A 20608-nucleotide genomic window follows, 5' to 3' on the forward strand; every position below is an offset into this window, starting at 1 on the left:
TTGGAGCGGCAGGCCGCCTCGCCATGGCGGCCAACAACCTGAGGCACGCTCCTGTGTCCCAGGACGTAATTGAGAGAAGGACCCTACATTGGCTCCCAAGAAGAAGGTCACCGGCCTCATCAAGCTGCAGATCCAGGCAGGTGCCGCTAACCCGGCCCCGCCGATCGGTCCTGCGCTTGGCCAGCACGGTGTCAACATCATGGAATTCTGCAAGGCGTACAACGCTGCGACGGAAGCCCAGCGCGGCAACGTTATTCCGGTTGAAATCACCGTCTACGAAGACCGTTCATTCACGTTCATCACCAAGACCCCGCCGGCTGCAGAGCTCATCAAGAAGGCTGCAGGCGTCGCCAAGGGTTCGGCTACCCCGCACACCGTCAAGGTTGCGAAGCTGACCCAGGCCCAGGTCAACGAGATCGCCTCCACCAAGATGGAAGACCTCAACGCCACCAGCCTGGAAGGCGCCGCGAAGATCATCGCCGGCACCGCCCGTTCCATGGGTATCACCGTCGAGGGTTAATTCCCCCACCGCTGATGCGGCGCCGGGTCCGGGAAACCGAAACCGACGACGGACAGCACCGCCGGGCGACCGGCACCACCTAAACATTGAAATGTCGGGAACCAGGAACGGATCAACCGTTCGGCATCCGACTGTGGCAGGACCCAGCGCGGTCCGCAGACCACAACTGCACAAGGAGAATAAGCAGCATGGCAAAGCGCAGCAAAGCATATGAGGCAGCCGCCGCCAAGATCGACGCGGAGAAGTTCTACGCGCCGTTCGAGGCAGTGACCCTCGCCAAGGACACCAACCCGTCCAAGTTCGACGCCACCGTTGAGGTCGCGTTCCGCCTCGGTGTCGACCCCCGTAAGGCCGACCAGATGGTCCGCGGCACCGTCAACCTGCCGCACGGCACCGGCAAGGTCGCCCGCGTCCTCGTCTTCGCCACGGGCGACAAGGCTGAGGCCGCAATCGCAGCCGGCGCCGACTTCGTCGGTTCCGACGACCTGATCGAGAAGATCTCCGGCGGCTGGACCGACTTCGACGCCGCCGTCGCCACCCCTGACCTCATGGGCAAGGTTGGCCGCCTCGGTAAGGTCCTCGGCCCGCGCAACCTGATGCCGAACCCGAAGACCGGTACCGTGACCGCTGACGTCGCCAAGGCTGTCAACGACATCAAGGGCGGCAAGATCGACTTCCGCGTCGACAAGCACTCGAACCTGCACTTCATCATCGGCAAGGTTTCCTTCGACGCCATCAAGCTGGCCGAGAACTACGCAGCCGCTCTGGAAGAGGTCCTTCGCCTCAAGCCGTCCGCTTCCAAGGGCCGCTACATCCAGAAGGCCACCGTCGCCACCACGTTCGGCCCGGGCATCTCGGTTGACCCCAACGTCACCAAGGTCCTGACCGAGGTCTAATCCCCTCCCGGATTGCCGTAGTAAGCAGCGAAAAGACCGTCCCGCGTCCGCGGGGCGGTCTTTTCTGCATTCCGGACCCCGGTTAGGCTGTCCCGGTGACTCCAGCGACGTACCTCATCGAACCCCTGACCCTCCCGGAAACCATCGACGCCCCGGACGCCGCGGACTTCCACGAATTCGGTCGCCTCTGTGACGCGCTGACCCTCGAAACCTGGGGAAGCCTGGACCGGGCGACGGCGCCCCCGGCGCGGCTGCGCTTTTGGCGCGACAACGCCTACACCCGGATGCGGATCTTCTTTGTCCGCGTTGACGGCCGGATGGCGGCGAAGTCCTGGATCCGCTTCGAGCAGCAGGAGAACCTTGGCCGGGCACTCCTGCACGTCGCCGTGCTCAGGGCGTATGCCGGCCGCGGGATCGGCCGGGCGCTGCTGCAGCACGCGGAGGAGCTGGCCGCCGCTGACGGCCGCAGCGTCCTGATGAGTTTCACGGAACACCCGGCGGACTTCGACGCCGACGGCCCGGACGTGATCGCCCCGCTGACCGGGACCGGCGCCCTGCCGGCGGCGGCCCGCGGCGTTCGTTTCGCCGCGGCGGCAGGCTACCAGCTCGAGCAGGTGGAGCGGTTCAGCAGCCTGGACCTCGCTGCCGCGGCGCCGGCGCTGGACGGCCTGGAGCGGGACGCGCGGACCAGGGCCGCCGGGTACGAGCTGCTGACCTGGACGGACCGCTGCCCGGACGAACACGTGGAGCAGCTTGCCGTGCTGATGTCACGGATGAGCACGGACGCGCCCACGGGAGGCCTCAGCTTTGACGAGGAAACCTGGGACGCCGCACGCGTCCGGCATGTGGAGGACACTTGGAAACAGGCCGGCAACGTCTCGCTCGTGGCTGCGGCCCGGCACCGGGAGAGCGGCGCACTGGCCGCCTACTCCGTCCTCGAGCTGGCGCCCAGCAAGCCGTGGCTTGCCGAGCAGGATGACACCTTGGTGGCCGCCAACCACCGCGGCCACCGCCTGGGCATGCTGGTCAAGATCGCCAACCTCCGCCGTCTGGCGGACTACCCCCGCGTCGAACGCGTCACCACCTTCAACGCCGCCGAAAACGACCACATGCTGGCCATCAACGTGGCCCTCGGCTTCCGTCCGGCCGGCTGGGACGGGGAATGGCAACGCTCCGTCACGTCCGGGACAGCAGCGGCGTCCGAGTGACCCCGCCTGCATCGAGGCTGCCCGCAAACATCCCGGTGCCGGCCATGGAATGCGGACCCAAACGGGCATATGCTGACGCTTGAAAGCCCGGCGCGGGCCGGGCAACGCATGGGGCGGTAGAGCATTGGGCGGCAGGATGGCTGGGAACATGCCCGCTAAGGCACACGAGGTACGGGTCGAGCAGCTCTGGATCCCGGATTCGCTGGACGGACCGGATGCAGCAGATTTCCTTGCCGCCGTCGAAGTAGGGCGGAAAGTCCGGATGCAGACGTGGGGGAGCGATGACCTGGCCTACGCGCCGCTGGAGAAGCTGCTGGAATTGGCGGACCCCTATGAACGCCAGGTGATCCTGGTGGCCAAGGTCGACAACCAGATCGTCGGAACCGTGGATATTGCCCTGCCGCTCGCGGACAACCTGGACCTCGCCGAATTCACCCTCGACATCCTGCCGGAGTTCCAGGGCCGCGGCGTGGGGCGGCAGTTGCTGGAAGCCGCGGAGCACCTGGCCCGGGAGGAGGGCAGGCGCATCATCCTGATCGACACGAACCACCCCGGCGCGACGCTCGCTGACAGCAAGGCAGGGCAGCTGATTCCCGGTACCGGGATGGGGTTCGTGCCACTGAACAGCCGGGAGGTGGAATTCGCGCAGCACACCGGCTACACCCTGCAGCACATCGAACAGTTCAGCTCCTGCACCCTTCCGCTGGACAGCAAGCTGGTCGCCGAGCTGCAGGCCGAGGCGGAAGAAGCCAACGCCGGACGTTACCGGCTGCACCACTGGACGGACCGCTGCCCGGAGCAGTGGCTCGAGGCTGTCGCCGCGCTGGAGAACCAGGCCGGAGAGGATGGTATCCCGGGCGCCGACGACGGGGCTCTGGTGTTCGACGGCGGCATCCTCCGTGAGGCGGAGGACGTCGCCATCGCGCAGGGACGTCGGACGGTGGTCACCGCCGTCGAGCACATCGCCAGCGGAACGCTCGTGGGGTTGACCACCATCAGCGTCCTGGCCCTGCGCCCCGACGTCGTCTTCCAGGACGACACCGTTGTGCTGCGCGAGCACCGCGGCAACAAGCTTGGCCTGCTGATTAAGGTGGCGAACATGGAAAGGCTGACCGAACAGTTCCCGGACGCGCGTGTGCTCTATACCTGGAACGCTCCGGAAAACCGCTACCTCCTCACCGTTAACCAGCAGCTCGGGTTCACCACCGCGGGCGTGACGGGCATCTGGCAAAAGGAGCTGCCGGACTTCCGGCCCAGTGTCAGCTGAGCCGATTTGGAGCACACGGTGCCCTTCCCGTAAGCTGATGGGACCAAAGACCGTCGGTTGTTGGAAATCCACTCTCCCAAGCAAGGCTCAATTCTGCAGCTGCGCCGGGAGGGCCAGTGGATCTCCAGACGAAGGACCCTGACATAGGGCGGCCGGCGCAGGTGAACGAAGCAAAGCTCCGCGACATGATCGCGTTGAGCCAAGCCCCGTGCATCTGCGCGGGGCGTTTTTAGTTTTAGCTCATCCGAGCGGGGACCCGGACAAACCGGCACTATCCCCGGAAGGAGGGTTATGGCAACGCCTAGCAAGGTTTCAGCAGTAGCTGAGATCACTAACGATTTCAAGGAATCGAACGCCGCTGTCCTGACCGAATACCGTGGGCTCACCGTTGCACAGCTCAAGCAGCTGCGTGTTTCTCTCGGCCAGGAAACCAAGTTCTCGGTCGTCAAGAACACCCTGACCGCAATTGCAGCCAAGGAAGCTGGTGTCGAAGCATTCGACGGTCAGCTCGCCGGCCCCACTGCAATCGCGTTCATCAAGGGTGACGCAGTTGCCGCTGCCAAGAGCCTGACGGATTTTGCCAAGGCCAACAAGCAGCTGGTTATCAAGACCGGTTACTTCGAAGGCAAGGCACTGAACGCCAGCGAAGTTGCTGCCCTGGCAGCACTCGAGTCCCGTGAGCTGCAGCTCGCCAAGGTTGCAGGCGTCCTCAAGGCTCCTGCTGCCGCTGCTGTACGCATCATCGACGCACTGCGCCTCAAGCTTGAAGAAGAGAACGGTGCACCGGCAGCTGCCGAAGCGCCCGCCGCTGAAGAAGCAGAAGCCCCCGCAGCCGAGGCTAACGCCGAAGCCGCAGCTCCGGCCGAAGCCGCAGCTGCCGAAGAGAACTAACTCTCTTTCAAACCAGACTCCGGTGCGAAGGCACGGCCCCGGCCGCCAAGCACCACTATAGGAAGGACGCCAACCATGGCGAAGCTCACCAACGAAGAGCTCATTGAAGCTTTCAAGGAACTGACCATCATCGAGCTCTCCGAGTTCGTCAAGCTCTTCGAAGAGACCTTCGAAGTTACCGCTGCTGCGGTTGCTGTTGCTGGCCCCGCCGGCGGCGCCGCTGAAGAGGTTGAAGAGAAGACCGACTTCGACGTCATCCTCGAAGCTGCTGGCGACAAGAAGATCGCAGTGATCAAGGAAGTTCGCGCCATCACCTCCCTCGGCCTCAAGGAAGCCAAGGACCTGGTCGACGGTGCACCGAAGGCTGTCCTCGAAGGCGCCACCAAGGAAGCTGCAGAGAAGGCCAAGGAGCAGCTCGAGGCTGCCGGCGCCACCGTTACCCTCAAGTAACACTCTCAGCTCCGGAAGGCATTCAGCTTTCCAGCTTCGGGAAACCCCGTCCACTCCGGTGGGCGGGGTTTCCTGCGTTCCGGGTCGGATACGGCCCAGGTGAACCTTTTGTAAATGATTGGGGGCTCTCCTTTTCAGGAGCGTGCGCGGCCCCTAGACTTTGGCTCTGTGCCGACCGGCCGCCAAACCCTGAGGAGTCCACCCAATGACCGATCCGAATCCTTCGTTCTCCCGCCGCGCCATGCTCACCGCGGCCTTCGTCGGCGGCAGCGCTGCCGCTGCCGCCCTCTCCGGCGCCCCGGCGGCCCAGGCCGCGCCGGCCAACGGGAAGAAGCAGTTCCAGCTGACCGTGCTCGGCACCACCGACCTGCACAACAACGTCTTCAACTGGGACTACTTCAAGGACGTGCCTTATTCGGACAACGCAGGAAACAAGATCGGCATCGCGCAGGCCGCCACCCTGATCAAGGCGGTCCGGGCAGAACGCGGCGCCGGCAACACCCTCACCATCGACTCCGGGGACACGATCCAGGGCACGCCGCTGGCCTACTACTTCGCCAAGGTCAACCCCATCTCCGACACCGTCAAGCACCCCATGGCACTGGCCATGAACGCCGTGGGCTACGACGCCGTCGCGCTCGGCAACCACGAATTCAACTACGGCATCCCGTTGCTGCGGACCTGGGAAAAGCAGCTGGATTTCCCGCTGCTCGGCGCGAACGTGCACGACGCCGTCACCGGCCAGCGCGCTTTCACCCCGTACATCCTCAAGCGCGTCAAGACCGGGAACGGCTGGCTGACCGTGGGACTCGTCGGCTTCGTGACCCCCGGCTGCGCGCTCTGGGACCGCGACAACGTCCAGGGCAAGCTCGACTTCAACGGGATCGTCGAGGAGGCCAAGACCGTCATCCCGCAGATGAAGGCGGCCGGAGCCGACGTCGTCATCGTCTCCAGCCACTCCGGTGCGACGCCGGGCTCTTCCTACGGCGATGCGCTGCCGTTCCCCGAGAACGCCTCCACCCAGCTCGCCGAGGAGGTCCCCGGGATCGATGCGATCCTAGTCGGGCACGCCCACCTGGAGATTCCGGAACGCTTCGTCACCAACAAGGCCACCGGCCGGCAGGTGCTCCTGACTGAACCCCTCAAGTGGGGGATGCGCGTCGCCGTGATCGACCTGCAGCTCGCCAAGGACCGGGGGCAGTGGAGCGTCGTCTCGGCGCACTCCCACCTCCTCGACGCCAAGACCGTCGATGCCGACGCCGCCGTCGTCAGCGCCGTGCAGGCCGGCCACCAGGCGACCGTGAAGTACGTGAACCAGGTGATCGGCACGTCCACCGCGCCGCTGAGCACGGCGACCGCCTGCTGGGGCGACTCGGCCGCGATCGACGCGATCAACTATGTCCAGGCGAGCACTATCAAGGCGGAGCTGGCCAACGGGCCGGCAGCCGGGCTCCCGGTGCTCTCCATCGCGGCGGCGTTCTCGCGGGCGGTGGACGTCAAGGCGGGCCCGCTGACCATCCGCGACGTGGCCGGGCTGTACATCTTCGACAACACGCTGTTGTCCATCAAGGTCACCGGCGCCCAGGTCAAGGCCTACCTCGAATGGTCCGCGCAGTACTTCAAGCCGGTCTCCGGCACAACGGCCAGCGCCCAGGACGTCACGAACGCGGCCACCGCGATGGCGCCGAACGGCACCCCGGACTATAACTACGACGTCGTCTACGGCCTGGACGCCCCGCTGGACTACGAGATCGACCTCGCCCGCCCGGTGGGGGACCGGATCATGAACCTGACGTACGGCGGGGCGCCCGTCCCGGCCGGCCAGGAATTCGCGATGGCGATCAACAACTACCGGCAGAGCGGCGGAGGGAACTTCCCGGCCGTGAAGACCGCGCCGGTGCTCTCCAACAGCCAGCAGGAAATCCGGCAGCGCATCATTGACTACGTCGTGGACCTCGGCACCCTGGACGCGGCCGTATTCAGCCAAAGCAACTGGCGGCTCACAGTCAACGGGGCGCCGCTGACCGTCACCGCCTGATTCCTACGGACCCTTCCGCCGGAAACAGCAACGCGGGGTCACCTCTCGCCCATCCTTTGGCCTCGGATGGGCTGGAAGTGACCCCGCGTTGGTTTTAACCCGGGTGTATTAGACGGCCGGCATCGGCTCGGTGATGTCCGCGACGACGGCGCCAAGCGCCGCGGTGAGCGCGTCGGCGTCGACGAACGCGCTGTAGCCGTGTTCGCCGGCGCCCATCGAAATCCGCCGGCCGGTGATGGTGCTGTCCGCGTAGACCGGCCACGGGGAGGTGCTGCCGAGCGGGGTGATCGTGCCGCGCTCGTAGCCGGTCGCCGCGGGGGCGACGTCGGCGCCAGGCAGCGAGAGCTTGTTGACGCCGACCAGCTGGCGGAGCTTGGGCCAGGAGATCTGGCGGTCGCCGGGAACGAGGGCGAAGAGGAAGCTGCCGTCCTTGTGTTTGACCACGAGTGACTTCACGATGTCGCCGGGGGCGATCCCGAGGATACCGGCGGCCTCCTCCAGGCTGCTGGCGGCCAGCCGCTCAACCAGCTCCACCTCAAGTCCGCGCGCGGCGGCGTCGGCGAGGAAACGCTTCCTGCCGGCACCGCCGCCGCGGTCCTGGCCCGAGACGAGCTCGCTCATCAGTCGCGGTACAGCAGCAGGGCTTCGCCCTGGCCGCCGCCGCCGCAGAGCGACACGGCGGCCTTGCCGGTGCCGCGCCGCTTCAGCTCGTGGGCCGCGTGCAGGGCCAGCCGGGCCCCCGAGGCGCCGATCGGGTGGCCCAGGGCGATGGCGCCGCCGTGGATATTGCACTGTTCCAGCGGGTAGTCCAGGTCCTTGAGCGACTGCACGGCCACGGAACCGAAGGCCTCGTTGATCTCGATGAAGTCCAGGTCCCCGGTGGACCAGCCGGCCTTGTCCAGTGCGTTCTTGATCGCATTTGAGGGCTGGGAGTGCAGCGAATTGTCCGGTCCGGCGACCTGCCCGGGCTTGCCGACGACGGCCAGGTAGTCCAGGCCGTGGTCCTCGGCGAACTTCCGCGAGGTGAGGACCAGGGCCGCGGCGCCGTCGGAGAGCGGGGAGGAGTTGCCGGCGGTGATCGTGCCGTCCGTGGCGAAGGCGGCGCGCAGGGCCGCCAAGGATGTGACGGAGGTGTCCGGGCGGATCCCCTCGTCGGTGCCGACCACGATCGGGTCGCCCTTGCGCTGCTTGACGCTGATCGGGGCGATTTCGCCGTCGAACACCCCGTCCTTCGCCGCCGTGGCGGCGCGCTGGTGCGATGCCGCCGCCACTTCGTCCTGGGAGGTGCGGTCGATGCCGAGCGTGACGTTCTTGCTCTCGGTGGACAGGCCCATCGACTGCCCGTCGAAGGCGTCGGTGAGGCCGTCGTGGGCGGCGGCGTCGAGTGCCTGGACCGAGCCGTAGGTCCAGCCCTGCCGCGAGCCGGGCAGCAGGTGCGGCGCCCGGCTCATGGATTCCTGGCCGCCGGCGACGACGACCGTGGCGTCGCCGCTGCGGATCATCCGGGCCGCGTCGATCACGGCGGTGAGGCCGGAGAGGCAGACCTTGTTGATGGTGACGGTGGGGACGTTCCAGCCGATGCCGGCGCCGATGGCGCTCTGCCGGGCCGGGTTCTGGCCCGCGCCGGCCTGCAGGACCTGGCCCATGACCACCGAGTCGACCTGGTCCGGCTTCACTCCGCTGGCGGCCAGGGCCGCCCGGATCGCGTGGGCGCCGAGTTCGACGGCGGTGAAGCTGGCCAACTGCCCGTTGAGCCGCCCCTGCGGGGTGCGGGCGGCGGCGAGGATGACAACATCATTGTTGTCCGCGGAGTTGCTCATGGTTATCTCTTCCGATCTCTAACGATGTCCTCCAAGGCTATCGTGAGCCCCATCACGGAGCCATTCCGCGGAATCGTCCCGGCTGTGGGTGGGCCCGCGGCGAGGCCGTGGGGGAGCGGGGGCCGTGCTTGCATTCACGCCGCAAGTGGGGTAGACAAGTAGGTTGCTTTGCCGTATCGTAGATATTTGCGTCTTCCCTGTTTACCTTCAGCCTTCATATAGCGGTGGGCTTAGCCTGACAGCTGCTCCATCAATGTGCCGTCTACAACGCGCACCAGCATGGGCAGCCGGGTCCCGGGTCATATAGCGGAACCGGACTGGTAGCACTGCGAAGTCACTTCGCAGGGTGCATAACGGGGGAGATCTGAAAACGCCTGAAGGTCTGTGGAAGGATCCCTCTTGGTCGCCTCGAGCACCTCTAATGTAAACAACGCTACCGCTATCAATGCCGACAGCACCGACGGTGCAACCCGCCGGCTCTCCTTCGCAAAGATTCACGAACCGCTTGACGTTCCGAATCTGCTTGCCCTGCAAACCGACAGCTTCGACTGGCTGGTCGGAAACGAACGCTGGCAGGCACGCGTCGCGAAGGCCGTCGAAGAAGGCGACCTCAGCGTCGCCACCACTTCGGGCCTGTCTGACATCTTCGAAGAGATCTCCCCGATCGAGGACTTCCAGGGCACCATGTCCCTGAGCTTCTCCGAGCCGGAGTTCGCTGATCCGAAGTACACCATGGCCGAGTGCAAGGACCGGGACGCTACCTACTCGGCTCCGCTGTACGTCAAGGCCGAATTCATGAACAACAACACGGGCGAAATCAAGCAGCAGACCGTGTTCATGGGTGACTTCCCGCTGATGACCGAGAAGGGCACCTTCGTCGTCAACGGCACCGAGCGTGTCGTCGTGTCCCAGCTGGTCCGTTCCCCGGGCGCCTACTTCGAGCGCACCGCGGACAAGACCAGCGACAAGGACATCTTCACCGCGAAGATCATCCCGTCCCGCGGCGCCTGGTTCGAACTCGAAATCGACAAGCGCGACCAGGTCGGCGTTCGCCTCGACCGCAAGCGCAAGCAGTCCGTCACGGTGCTGCTGAAGGCCCTCGGCTGGACCGAAGGCCAGATCCTCGAAGAGTTCGGCCAGTACGACTCCATGCGCGCAACGCTGGAGAAGGACGCCACCGAAACCCGCGAAGACGCCTTGCTGGACATCTACCGGAAGCTGCGACCGGGCGAGCCGCCCACCGTTGAGGCTGCCCAGTCCCTGCTGGACAACCTGTACTTCAACTCCAAGCGCTACGATCTGGCCAAGGTTGGCCGTTACAAGATCAACCGCAAGCTCGGCATCGACCGCTCCCTTGGCGACAAGGAAGCATCCGTGCTGCACGTTGAAGACATCGTTGCCATGATCAAGTTCCTGGTAGCCCTGCACGCCGGTGAGAAGACCCTCATGGGCAAGCGCGACGGCCAGGACCACGAGCTGCGCGTCGAGATCGACGACATCGACCACTTCGGCAACCGCCGCATCCGCGCCGTCGGCGAGCTCATCGAGAACCAGGTCCGCACCGGCCTGTCCCGCATGGAGCGCGTTGTCCGCGAGCGTATGACGACCCAGGACGTCGAGGCCATCACGCCGCAGACCCTGATCAACATCCGCCCCGTCGTGGCAGCCATCAAGGAGTTCTTCGGAACTTCCCAGCTGTCACAGTTCATGGACCAGAACAACCCGCTCTCGGGCCTCACCCACAAGCGCCGCCTGTCCGCGCTTGGTCCGGGTGGTCTGTCCCGTGACCGTGCCGGCATGGAAGTTCGTGACGTGCACCCGTCCCACTACGGACGTATGTGCCCCATCGAAACTCCTGAAGGCCCGAACATCGGTCTGATCGGTTCGCTGGCTTCCTACGGACGCATCAACCCGTTCGGTTTCATCGAGACCCCGTACCGTCTGGTCTCCGAGGGTGTCGTGTCCGATGAGGTCCAGTACCTCACCGCCGACGACGAGGCCGAGGTGCTGATCGCACAGGCCAACGCCCCGCTGGACGAGAACAAGCGTTTCGCCGAAGAGACCGTGCTGGTCCGTGCCCGCGGTGGTGGAGGCGAGCCCGTGCTGGTTCCCGCCGCCGACGTCGAGTTCATGGACGTTTCCCCGCGCCAGATGGTGTCCGTGGCTACCGCCCTGATCCCGTTCCTCGAGCATGACGATGCCAACCGTGCACTCATGGGTGCCAACATGCAGCGCCAGGCTGTCCCGCTGGTCCGCTCCGAGGCGCCGTTCGTCGGCACCGGCATGGAGCGCGCCGCCGCCGTCGACGCCGGTGACGTAGTCATCGCGAAGAAGGCCGGTGTGGTCACCGAGGTTTCCGCCGAGCTCGTCATCATGCTCAACGACGACGGCACGGAGACCAACTACCGGATCAACAAGTTCGCCCGCTCCAACCAGGGCAACTGCTACAACCACCGTGTCCTGGTGAACGAAGGCCAGCGCCTGGAGGTCGGCGGCATCATCGCTGACGGCCCGGCAACGGACCAGGGCGAGCTCGCCCTCGGTAAGAACCTGCTCGTGGCATTCATGTCATGGGAAGGCCACAACTTCGAGGATGCCATCATCCTGTCCCAGCGGATCGTGGCCGAGGACGTCCTGTCCTCGATCCACATCGAGGAGCACGAGATCGACGCCCGCGACACCAAGCTTGGTGCCGAGGAAATCACCCGTGACATCCCGAACGTGTCCGAGGAAGTCCTGGCAGGCCTGGACGAGCGCGGCATCATCCACATCGGTGCCGAGGTCGAAGCCGGCGACATCCTGGTAGGTAAGGTCACCCCCAAGGGCGAGACCGAGCTGACCCCGGAAGAGCGCCTGCTGCGCGCCATCTTCGGTGAGAAGTCCCGCGAAGTGCGCGACACCTCGCTGAAGGTTCCGCACGGCGAGTCCGGCACCGTGATCGGTGTCCGCGTCTTCGACCGCGACAACGACGACGAGCTGCCCCCGGGCGTCAACCAGCTGGTGCGCGTCTACGTGGCCGCCAAGCGCAAAATCACCGACGGCGACAAGCTCGCCGGCCGTCACGGCAACAAGGGTGTTATCTCCAAGATCCTTCCGATCGAGGACATGCCCTTCCTTGCCGACGGCACCCCCGTTGATATTGTCCTGAACCCGCTGGGTGTTCCGGGCCGTATGAACGTCGGCCAGGTGCTCGAAACGCACCTCGGCTGGGTTGCCAAGACCGGTTGGAAGATCGAGGGCGAGCCCGAGTGGGTCAAGCAGCTGCCGAACCTGCCGCGTGAGAGTGGCCAGACCACTGTCGCAACGCCGGTCTTCGACGGTGCTCGTGAAGAGGAAATCACGGGCCTGCTCGACTCCACCAACGTCACCCGCGACGGCGACCGCCTGATCAACTCTTCGGGCAAGACCCGCCTGTTTGACGGCCGCTCCGGCGAGCCGTTCCCGGATCCGATCTCGGTCGGCTACATGTACATCCTGAAGCTCCACCACCTGGTGGACGACAAGATCCACGCGCGCTCCACCGGCCCGTACTCCATGATCACGCAGCAGCCGCTGGGTGGTAAGGCACAGTTCGGTGGCCAGCGCTTCGGTGAAATGGAAGTGTGGGCGCTCGAAGCCTATGGCGCCGCCTACACGCTCCAGGAGCTCCTCACGATCAAGTCGGATGATATCCACGGTCGTGTGAAGGTCTACGAAGCCATCGTCAAGGGCGAGAACATCCCGGAGCCGGGCGTTCCTGAGTCCTTCAAGGTCTTGATCAAGGAAATGCAGTCGCTGTGCCTGAACGTGGAAGTTCTTTCCACGGACGGAACCACAATTGAAATGCGTGACTCTGATGACGCAGTCTTCACGGCTGCGGAAGAACTGGGCATCGATCTGTCTCGTGCAGAGCCCAGTTCCGTAGAAGAGGTTTAGCAGGCGGGGTCCGACGGCGGGTCACCACCCGCCGTCGGACGCCACCTCCCTCTTCCCGTAACCCAAGACTTCAGAATTTAGAGAACAAGAGAGAACAGGGACCATATGTCCAGCGAATCCTCCTTCGGCCTCATGCAGATCGGCCTCGCCACCGCGGAAGACATCCGTGGCTGGTCTTACGGCGAGGTTAAGAAGCCGGAAACCATCAACTACCGCACGCTCAAGCCCGAGAAGGACGGCCTCTTCTGCGAGAAGATCTTCGGCCCGTCCCGCGACTGGGAATGCTACTGCGGTAAGTACAAGCGCGTGCGCTTCAAGGGCATCATCTGCGAGCGGTGTGGCGTTGAGGTCACCCGTGCCAAGGTGCGCCGTGAGCGCATGGGCCACATCGAGCTGGCCGCCCCGGTCACGCACATCTGGTACTTCAAGGGTGTCCCGTCCCGCCTGGGCTACCTCCTTGACCTGGCGCCGAAGGACCTCGAAAAGGTCATCTACTTCGCCGCCTACATGATCACCAGCGTCGACGCTGATGCCCGTCACGAGGAACTGCCCAACCTCCAGGTTGAGCACGACATCGAGAAGAAGCAGCTGATCGACAACCGCGACTCCGACATCGCCACGATCGCCCGCGACCTCGAAAACGAGATCGCGCGGCTCGAGGGTGAAGGTGCCAAGGCCGCCGACAAGAAGAAGGCCCGCGACTCCGCCGACCGCCAGATGGCCAACGTCCGCAAGCGCGCGGATGCTGAGATCGAGCGCCTCGAGCAGGTCTGGGACCGCTTCAAGAACCTCAAGGTCGCCGACCTCGAAGGTGACGAGGGCCTGTACCGCGAACTGCGTGACCGCTACGGCATGTTCTTCGAAGGCTCCATGGGTGCCGAGGCCATCAAGAAGCGTCTTGAGAGCTTCGACATGCAGGCCGAGTCGGACCTGCTGCGCGACATCATCGCCAACGGCAAGGGCCAGCGCAAGACCCGCGCCCTGAAGCGGCTCAAGGTGGTCAACGCGTTCCTGACCACCAACAACAGCCCGCTCGGCATGGTGCTGGACGCCGTCCCGGTGATCCCGCCGGAACTGCGTCCGATGGTCCAGCTGGACGGTGGCCGCTTCGCGACCTCCGACCTCAACGACCTGTACCGCCGCGTGATCAACCGCAACAACCGCCTCAAGCGCCTGCTTGACCTCGGTGCCCCGGAGATCATCGTCAACAACGAGAAGCGCATGCTTCAGGAAGCTGTTGACAGCCTCTTCGACAACGGTCGCCGCGGCCGTCCGGTCACCGGACCGGGCAACCGCCCGCTGAAGTCCCTGAGCGACATGCTCAAGGGCAAGCAGGGTCGTTTCCGCCAGAACCTCCTGGGTAAGCGCGTCGACTACTCGGGCCGTTCCGTGATCGTCGTCGGCCCGCAGCTTAAGCTGCACCAGTGTGGCCTGCCGAAGCAGATGGCACTGGAGCTCTTCAAGCCGTTCGTGATGAAGCGCCTGGTTGACCTCAACCACGCACAGAACATCAAGTCGGCCAAGCGCATGGTCGAGCGCTACCGCCCGCAGGTCTGGGACGTGCTCGAAGAGATCATCACCGAGCACCCCGTGCTGCTGAACCGTGCACCTACCCTGCACCGTCTCGGCATCCAGGCGTTCGAGCCGCAGCTTGTTGAAGGCAAGGCAATCCAGCTCCACCCGCTGGTTTGTGGCGCCTTCAACGCCGACTTCGACGGCGACCAGATGGCAGTCCACCTGCCGCTGAGCCCCGAAGCCCAGGCCGAAGCCCGGATCCTGATGCTGTCCTCGAACAACATCCTGAAGCCGTCCGACGGCCGCCCGGTGACCCTGCCCTCGCAGGATATGATCATCGGTCTCTACCACCTGACCACCAAGCGTGTCGGTTCAGCTGGCGAAGGCCGGATCTTCTCCTCCGTTTCGGAAGCCATCATGGCGTTCGACCTGCACGAGCTGCACCTGAACTCCAAGGTCAAGATCCGGCTCGAGGACTTCGTTCCTTACGCCGGCTGGGAAGCTCCCGAAGGCTGGGAGCCGGGTCAGACCGCACTGGTCGAAACCTCCCTCGGCCAGGTCATCTTCAACCAGACGCTGCCCGCGGACTACCCGTGGGTTGAGGCTGTTGCCGACAAGGGCGAGCTGTCCCGGATCGTCAACGACCTCGCCGAGCGCTACCCGAAGGTCGTCACGGCGGCAACGCTGGACAACCTGAAGGACGCCGGTTTCTACTGGGCAACCCGCTCGGGCGTCACGGTCGCCATCTCGGACATCGAGGTGCCCACGGACAAGCCGCAGATCCTCGCCGGTTACGAGACCATGGCCGCCAAGATCCAGGGCCAGTACGACAAGGGCCTGATCGACGACGACGAGCGTCGCCAGGAACTGATCGAGATCTGGAACAAGGCAACGAACGAGATCGCCCAGGCGATGCGTGACAGCCTGTCCCCGATGAACACCATCAACCGCATGGTGTCCTCCGGTGCCCGTGGTAACTGGATGCAGGTCCGTCAGATCGCGGGTATCCGTGGCCTGGTGGCCAACCCGAAGGGCGAGATCATCCCGCGTCCGATCAAGTCCTCCTACCGCGAGGGCCTGTCGGTGCTGGAATACTTCATCGCCACGCACGGTGCCCGTAAGGGTCTGGCCGATACCGCACTGCGTACCGCCAACTCGGGTTACCTGACCCGTCGTCTGGTGGATGTTTCGCAGGACGTCATCGTCCGTGAAGAGGACTGCGGCACCGAACGCGGCCTCGTTACCCCGATCGCGGTGGCTGACGCCAACGGCGAGCTGGTCCTGGACGAAAACGTCGAGAACAGCGCGTACGCCCGCACCCTGGCCGTGGACGTCGTTGACGCCAAGGGCAAGGTCCTGGCGGCGGCCGGCACTGACTGCGGCGACGTCGTCATTGCCGAACTGTTCGCAGCCGGCATTACCGAGGTCAAGGTCCGCTCCGTACTCACCTGTGAGTCCAGCGTCGGCACCTGCGCCCTGTGCTACGGCCGTTCGCTGGCCACCGGCAAGACCGTGGACATCGGCGAGGCCGTGGGCATCATCGCCGCACAGTCCATCGGTGAGCCGGGTACCCAGCTGACCATGCGTACCTTCCACACCGGTGGTGCTGTCTCCGCCGGCGGTGGCGACGACATCACCCAGGGTCTGCCCCGTATCCAGGAGCTCTTCGAAGCCCGTACTCCGAAGGGTGTCGCACCGATTGCTGAAGCAGCCGGCCGCATCACCATCGAAGAGTCCGAGCGCCAGATGCGCCTGGTCATCACCCCGGATGACGGGTCCGAAGAGATCGCCTACCCGGTGCTGCGCCGTTCACGTCTTCTCATCGAAGACGGCGAGCACGTCAGTGTCGGACAGAAGCTCATCAACGGTCCGGTCGACCCCAAGCAGGTTCTGCGCATCATGGGCCCCCGTGCCGCGCAGAAGTTCCTGGTTGACGAAGTCCAGGGCGTGTACCGCAGCCAGGGCATCGGTATCCACGACAAGCACGTCGAGGTTATCGTCCGCCAGATGCTGCGCCGCGTCACGGTCATCGAGTCCGGTGAATCGGATCTGCTGCCCGGCGAGCTCGCCGAGCGCAGCCGCTTCGAGGATGCCAACCGCCGCGTGGTCTCCGAGGGCAAGACGCCGGCCTCCGGCCGTCCCGAGCTCATGGGTATCACCAAGGCGTCCCTGGCGACCGAGTCCTGGCTGTCCGCAGCTTCCTTCCAGGAGACCACCCGCGTCCTGACGCAGGCGGCCATGGAAGGCAAGAGCGATCCGCTGCTCGGCCTCAAGGAAAATGTCATCATCGGTAAGCTCATCCCGGCCGGCACGGGTCTCCCGCGCTACACCGAGGTCACGGTGGAGCCGACTGAAGAAGCGAAGGCCAATCTGTTCACCGGCCCGAGCGCGTTCAGCGACTTCTCCTACGACTCCCTGGGCGGCGACGGAGCTCCTGAGTTCCACGCCATCCCGCTGGATGACTACGATCTGGGCAGCGACTTCCGCTAACCGCCACGGCGGCCCCTCCGGGCCGTCGTAGCTCTGCCAGGGATGGTCCCGCACCGCAAGGTGCGGGACCATCCCCGTTTAACCCGCAGCCTGCCGCGTCCCCGGTGCCAGCGCCTCCGGCCCTTGGTCAGTCGGTTGCTCCGATGCCGCCCTTTTCGGGCTCCGGAACGGCCGTATCTCAGCACTCGACGGCGGGAGGCGGCCGGCGGCGGATGGGCCCGAAAGCCCGCCGATTAAGGGCTGGGGGCCGTCCGTGTTAGACTTGAGACTAATTGTTATTGTGGCAGTGGATGAGTGCGCCGGTTGCAGCCGAAAGGTTCAATCAGGACGACGTTTCCGGTTTGCAGGGTTCTTGTGCAACGTATGCCACATTTTCGCATGCCTAGGGGCAGTCCAGGATGAGAGTCCGGAGGCCCGGTATGCGGTCCGACTATTAAGGCTTCGCCTCAGCTGCTCTGGAGAGAACTTCAAAGCTCGAGCGGCGAGGCGAAGCGACAAGAGAGCGGCCGTCAACGACCGCTCCGGATAAAACGGAGAACACGAGAGTGCCTACGATTAACCAGCTGGTCCGCAAGGGCCGCACGCCTAAGGTCAAGAAGACCAAGGCTCCCGCGCTTAACGGCAGCCCCATGCGCCGCGGTGTCTGCACCCGCGTTTACACGACGACCCCGAAGAAGCCGAACTCGGCTCTCCGTAAGGTTGCCCGCGTGCGCCTCAACGGCGGCGTTGAAGTCACCGCCTACATTCCCGGTGTTGGCCACAACCTGCAGGAGCACTCCATTGTGCTCGTCCGTGGCGGCCGTGTTAAGGACCTTCCGGGTGTCCGTTACAAGATCGTCCGTGGCGCCCTCGATACCCAGGGTGTGAAGAACCGTAAGCAGGCCCGCAGCCGCTACGGCGCAAAGATGGAGAAGAAGTAATATGCCTCGCAAGGGTCCGGCCCCCAAGCGGCCGCTAGTACTAGATCCCGTTTACGGCTCCCCGCTGGTCACTCAGCTGATCAACAAGGTGCTGGTTGACGGCAAGAAGTCCACCGCAGAGCGCATCGTCTACGGTGCACTCGAAGGCGCGCGCGCCAAGTCCGGCGGCGACCCGGTTGCAGCCCTCAAGAAGGCCATGGACAACGTCAAGCCTTCCCTCGAGGTCCGCTCCCGCCGCGTCGGTGGCGCCACCTACCAGGTTCCCGTCGAGGTCAAGCCGGGCCGTTCCACGGCCCTCGCCCTCCGCTGGCTGGTTGGCTACTCCAAGGCCCGCCGCGAAAAGACGATGACCGAGCGCCTCCAGAACGAAATCCTGGATGCCTCGAACGGTCTCGGAGCCGCTGTGAAGCGTCGCGAAGACACCCACAAGATGGCCGAGTCCAACAAGGCCTTCGCACACTACCGCTGGTAATACTTCCCGGACGCCGCCGGCTCAACCGAGTCGGCGGCGAACGTGCAGTCCATCCGAAAGGGAGACACCGTGGCACAGGACGTGCTTACCGACCTTAGCAAGGTCCGCAATATCGGCATCATGGCCCACATTGATGCCGGCAAGACCACTACTACCGAGCGCATCCTGTTCTACACGGGTGTGAACCACAAGATCGGCGAAACGCACGACGGCGCGTCGACCACCGACTGGATGGAACAGGAGAAGGAACGCGGCATCACCATCACGTCTGCCGCCGTGACCTGCTTCTGGGAAAACAACCAGATCAACATCATTGACACCCCCGGCCACGTTGACTTCACGGTTGAGGTTGAGCGCTCCCTGCGCGTCCTCGACGGTGCAGTCGCCGTGTTCGACGGCAAGGAAGGTGTGGAGCCGCAGTCCGAGACTGTTTGGCGCCAGGCCGACAAGTACAACGTCCCGCGCATCTGCTTCGTCAACAAGATGGACAAGCTCGGCGCTGACTTCTACTTCACCGTCGACACCATCGTCAGCCGCCTCGGTGCCAAGCCGCTCGTCATGCAGCTGCCGATCGGCGCCGAGAACGACTTCATCGGCGTCGTCGACCTGCTGTACATGCGTGCACTGGTCTGGCCCGGCGACTCCAAGGGTGACGTCACCATGGGTGCCAAGTACGAGATCCAGGAGATCCCGGCTGACCTCAAGGAAAAGGCCGAAGAGTACCGCGCAACGCTCGTTGAGACCGTTGCAGAGTCCTCCGAAGAGCTCATGGAGAAGTACCTCGAGGGCGAAGAGATTTCGATCGACGAGCTCAAGGCCGGCATCCGCAAGATGACGATCAACTCCGAGCTCTACCCGGTCTTCTGTGGTTCCGCGTTCAAGAACCGCGGCGTCCAGCCGATGCTCGACGCCGTCGTGGACTACCTGCCGAACCCGCTCGACGTCCCCCCGATGATCGGTCACGATCCTCGCGACGAAGAGAAGGAACTGACCCGTAAGCCTTCCGCTGACGAGCCGTTCTCCGCACTGGCGTTCAAGATCGCCGCGCACCCCTTCTTCGGCCAGCTCACCTTCATCCGCGTGTACTCCGGTCACGTGGAAGCAGGCGCACAGGTGGTCAACTCCACCAAGGGCAAGAAGGAGCGCATCGGCAAGCTGTTCCAGATGCACGCCAACAAGGAAATGCCGGTTGACGGCGCTACCGCTGGCCACATCTACGCAGCGATCGGCCTGAAGGACACCACCACGGGCGACACCCTGTGCGATTCTTCGAACCAGATCGTCCTCGAGTCCATGAGCTTCCCGGAGCCCGTGATCTCGGTCGCGATCGAGCCGAACACCAAGGGCGACCAGGAGAAGCTCTCCACGGCCATCCAGAAGCTCTCCGCTGAGGACCCGACCTTCCAGGTCTCCCTCAACGAAGACACCGGCCAGACCATCATCGCCGGCATGGGCGAGCTCCACCTGGACATCCTGGTGGACCGCATGCGCCGCGAATTCAAGGTCGAGGCAAACGTGGGCAAGCCCCAGGTTGCCTACCGCGAAACCATCAAGCGTGCTGTAGAGCGTCACGACTACACGCACAAGAAGCAGACCGGTGGTTCGGGCCAGTTCGCAAAGATCCAGATCGCCATCGAGCCGCTGGACACGTCCGAAGGCGAGATGTACCAGTTCGAGAACAAGGTCACCGGTGGCCGCGTTCCGCGCGAATACATCCCGTCCGTTGACGCTGGTATCCAGGATGCGCTGAACGACGGCGTCCTGGCCGGATACCCGGTTGTCGGCATCAAGGCGACGCTGATTGACGGCGCTTACCACGATGTTGACTCCTCGGAAATGGCGTTCAAGATCGCCGGCCGTATGGCTTTCAAGGAAGCCGCACGCAAGGCGAACCCCGTCCTGCTTGAACCGCTGATGGATGTCGAGGTCCGCACCCCTGAGGAATACATGGGTGAAGTTATCGGTGACCTCAACTCCCGCCGTGGCCAGATGCAGTCCATGGAAGATGCCCAGGGCGTCAAGGTCATTCGCGCGCACGTCCCGCTGTCCGGCATGTTCGGCTACATCGGTGACCTGCGTTCGAAGACCCAGGGCCGCGCTGTGTACTCCATGACGTTCAACAGCTACGCCGAGGTCCCGAAGGCAGTTGCCGACGAGATCATCCAGAAGAGCCGCGGCGAGTAGTCCGCAAGGACTTCCCGCAGCA

14 protein-coding genes are annotated in these 20608 nt (G+C 64.6%); 12 read left to right on the plus strand and 2 right to left on the minus strand.

What is annotated here, in order from left to right:
* The first annotated feature begins 88 nt into the window (after nt 1-88).
* The 7 genes from rplK to AC1DB8_RS02705 all read left to right on the plus strand — a co-directional run bounded on the left by rplK (nt 89) and on the right by AC1DB8_RS02705 (nt 7270).
* Nucleotides 89-520: a 50S ribosomal protein L11 gene (gene rplK, locus AC1DB8_RS02675; RefSeq protein ID WP_003803853.1), complete on the plus strand. Its 432-nt coding sequence runs from the start codon at nt 89-91 to the stop codon at nt 518-520.
* A gap of 188 nt (nt 521-708) precedes the next feature.
* The gene (rplA, locus tag AC1DB8_RS02680; protein WP_441417024.1) at nt 709-1416 is read left to right on the plus strand and encodes a 50S ribosomal protein L1; all 708 of its coding nucleotides are present in this window, start codon (nt 709-711) and stop codon (nt 1414-1416) included.
* Between the two features lie 95 nt (nt 1417-1511).
* Nucleotides 1512-2624, plus strand: coding sequence for a GNAT family N-acetyltransferase (locus AC1DB8_RS02685; protein ID WP_476892114.1), 1113 nt, complete (start codon nt 1512-1514; stop codon nt 2622-2624).
* A 148-nt stretch (nt 2625-2772) separates the two neighbouring features.
* A complete protein-coding gene (locus AC1DB8_RS02690; protein WP_476892115.1) occupies nt 2773-3891 on the plus strand; it encodes a GNAT family N-acetyltransferase in 1119 nt (372 codons plus the stop codon).
* Between the two features lie 291 nt (nt 3892-4182).
* Nucleotides 4183-4782 carry a 50S ribosomal protein L10 gene (rplJ, locus tag AC1DB8_RS02695; RefSeq protein WP_441417027.1) on the plus strand — a complete coding sequence of 200 codons (600 nt, stop codon included), beginning with the start codon at nt 4183-4185 and terminating at the stop codon, nt 4780-4782.
* Between the two features lie 75 nt (nt 4783-4857).
* Nucleotides 4858-5232 (plus strand): 50S ribosomal protein L7/L12, encoded by a 375-nt coding sequence (gene rplL / locus AC1DB8_RS02700; protein WP_441417028.1) that lies wholly within the window; start codon nt 4858-4860, stop codon nt 5230-5232.
* Nucleotides 5233-5437: 205 nt separating this feature from the next.
* Entirely contained in the window at nt 5438-7270 is a 1833-nt protein-coding gene (locus AC1DB8_RS02705; protein ID WP_476892116.1) for a bifunctional metallophosphatase/5'-nucleotidase, read from the plus strand.
* Nucleotides 7271-7378: 108 nt separating this feature from the next.
* Here AC1DB8_RS02705 and AC1DB8_RS02710 read toward each other — a convergent pair whose 3' ends face one another.
* Together AC1DB8_RS02710 and AC1DB8_RS02715 are read right to left on the minus strand one after the other, a co-directional pair.
* Nucleotides 7379-7891, minus strand: a complete 513-nt coding sequence (locus AC1DB8_RS02710; RefSeq protein WP_476892117.1) for an aminoacyl-tRNA deacylase — start codon at nt 7889-7891, stop codon at nt 7379-7381.
* Nucleotides 7891-9090, minus strand: a complete 1200-nt coding sequence (locus tag AC1DB8_RS02715; RefSeq protein WP_476892118.1) for an acetyl-CoA C-acetyltransferase — start codon at nt 9088-9090, stop codon at nt 7891-7893. The genes AC1DB8_RS02710 and AC1DB8_RS02715 overlap by 1 nt, the downstream gene beginning before the upstream one ends.
* A 399-nt stretch (nt 9091-9489) precedes the next feature.
* On the opposite strand from AC1DB8_RS02715, the gene rpoB reads away from it, so the two are divergent.
* The 5 genes from rpoB (at nt 9490) to fusA (ending at nt 20586) form a co-directional block, all read left to right on the plus strand.
* Nucleotides 9490-13005 carry a DNA-directed RNA polymerase subunit beta gene (gene rpoB, locus AC1DB8_RS02720; protein WP_138768564.1) on the plus strand — a complete coding sequence of 1172 codons (3516 nt, stop codon included), beginning with the start codon at nt 9490-9492 and terminating at the stop codon, nt 13003-13005.
* A gap of 105 nt (nt 13006-13110) precedes the next feature.
* Entirely contained in the window at nt 13111-17010 is a 3900-nt protein-coding gene (locus AC1DB8_RS02725) for a DNA-directed RNA polymerase subunit beta' (RefSeq protein WP_476892119.1), read from the plus strand.
* 545 nt (nt 17011-17555) lie between these two features.
* Nucleotides 17556-17930: a 30S ribosomal protein S12 gene (gene rpsL / locus AC1DB8_RS02730; protein ID WP_011692814.1), complete on the plus strand. Its 375-nt coding sequence runs from the start codon at nt 17556-17558 to the stop codon at nt 17928-17930.
* A 1-nt stretch (nt 17931) separates the two neighbouring features.
* Nucleotides 17932-18402: a 30S ribosomal protein S7 gene (gene rpsG, locus AC1DB8_RS02735; RefSeq protein ID WP_026531948.1), complete on the plus strand. Its 471-nt coding sequence runs from the start codon at nt 17932-17934 to the stop codon at nt 18400-18402.
* A gap of 69 nt (nt 18403-18471) precedes the next feature.
* A complete protein-coding gene (gene fusA / locus AC1DB8_RS02740; protein ID WP_138768566.1) occupies nt 18472-20586 on the plus strand; it encodes an elongation factor G in 2115 nt (704 codons plus the stop codon).
* Nucleotides 20587-20608 lie beyond the last annotated feature (22 nt).

The organism is Arthrobacter sp. 10N410 (assembly GCF_056394945.1).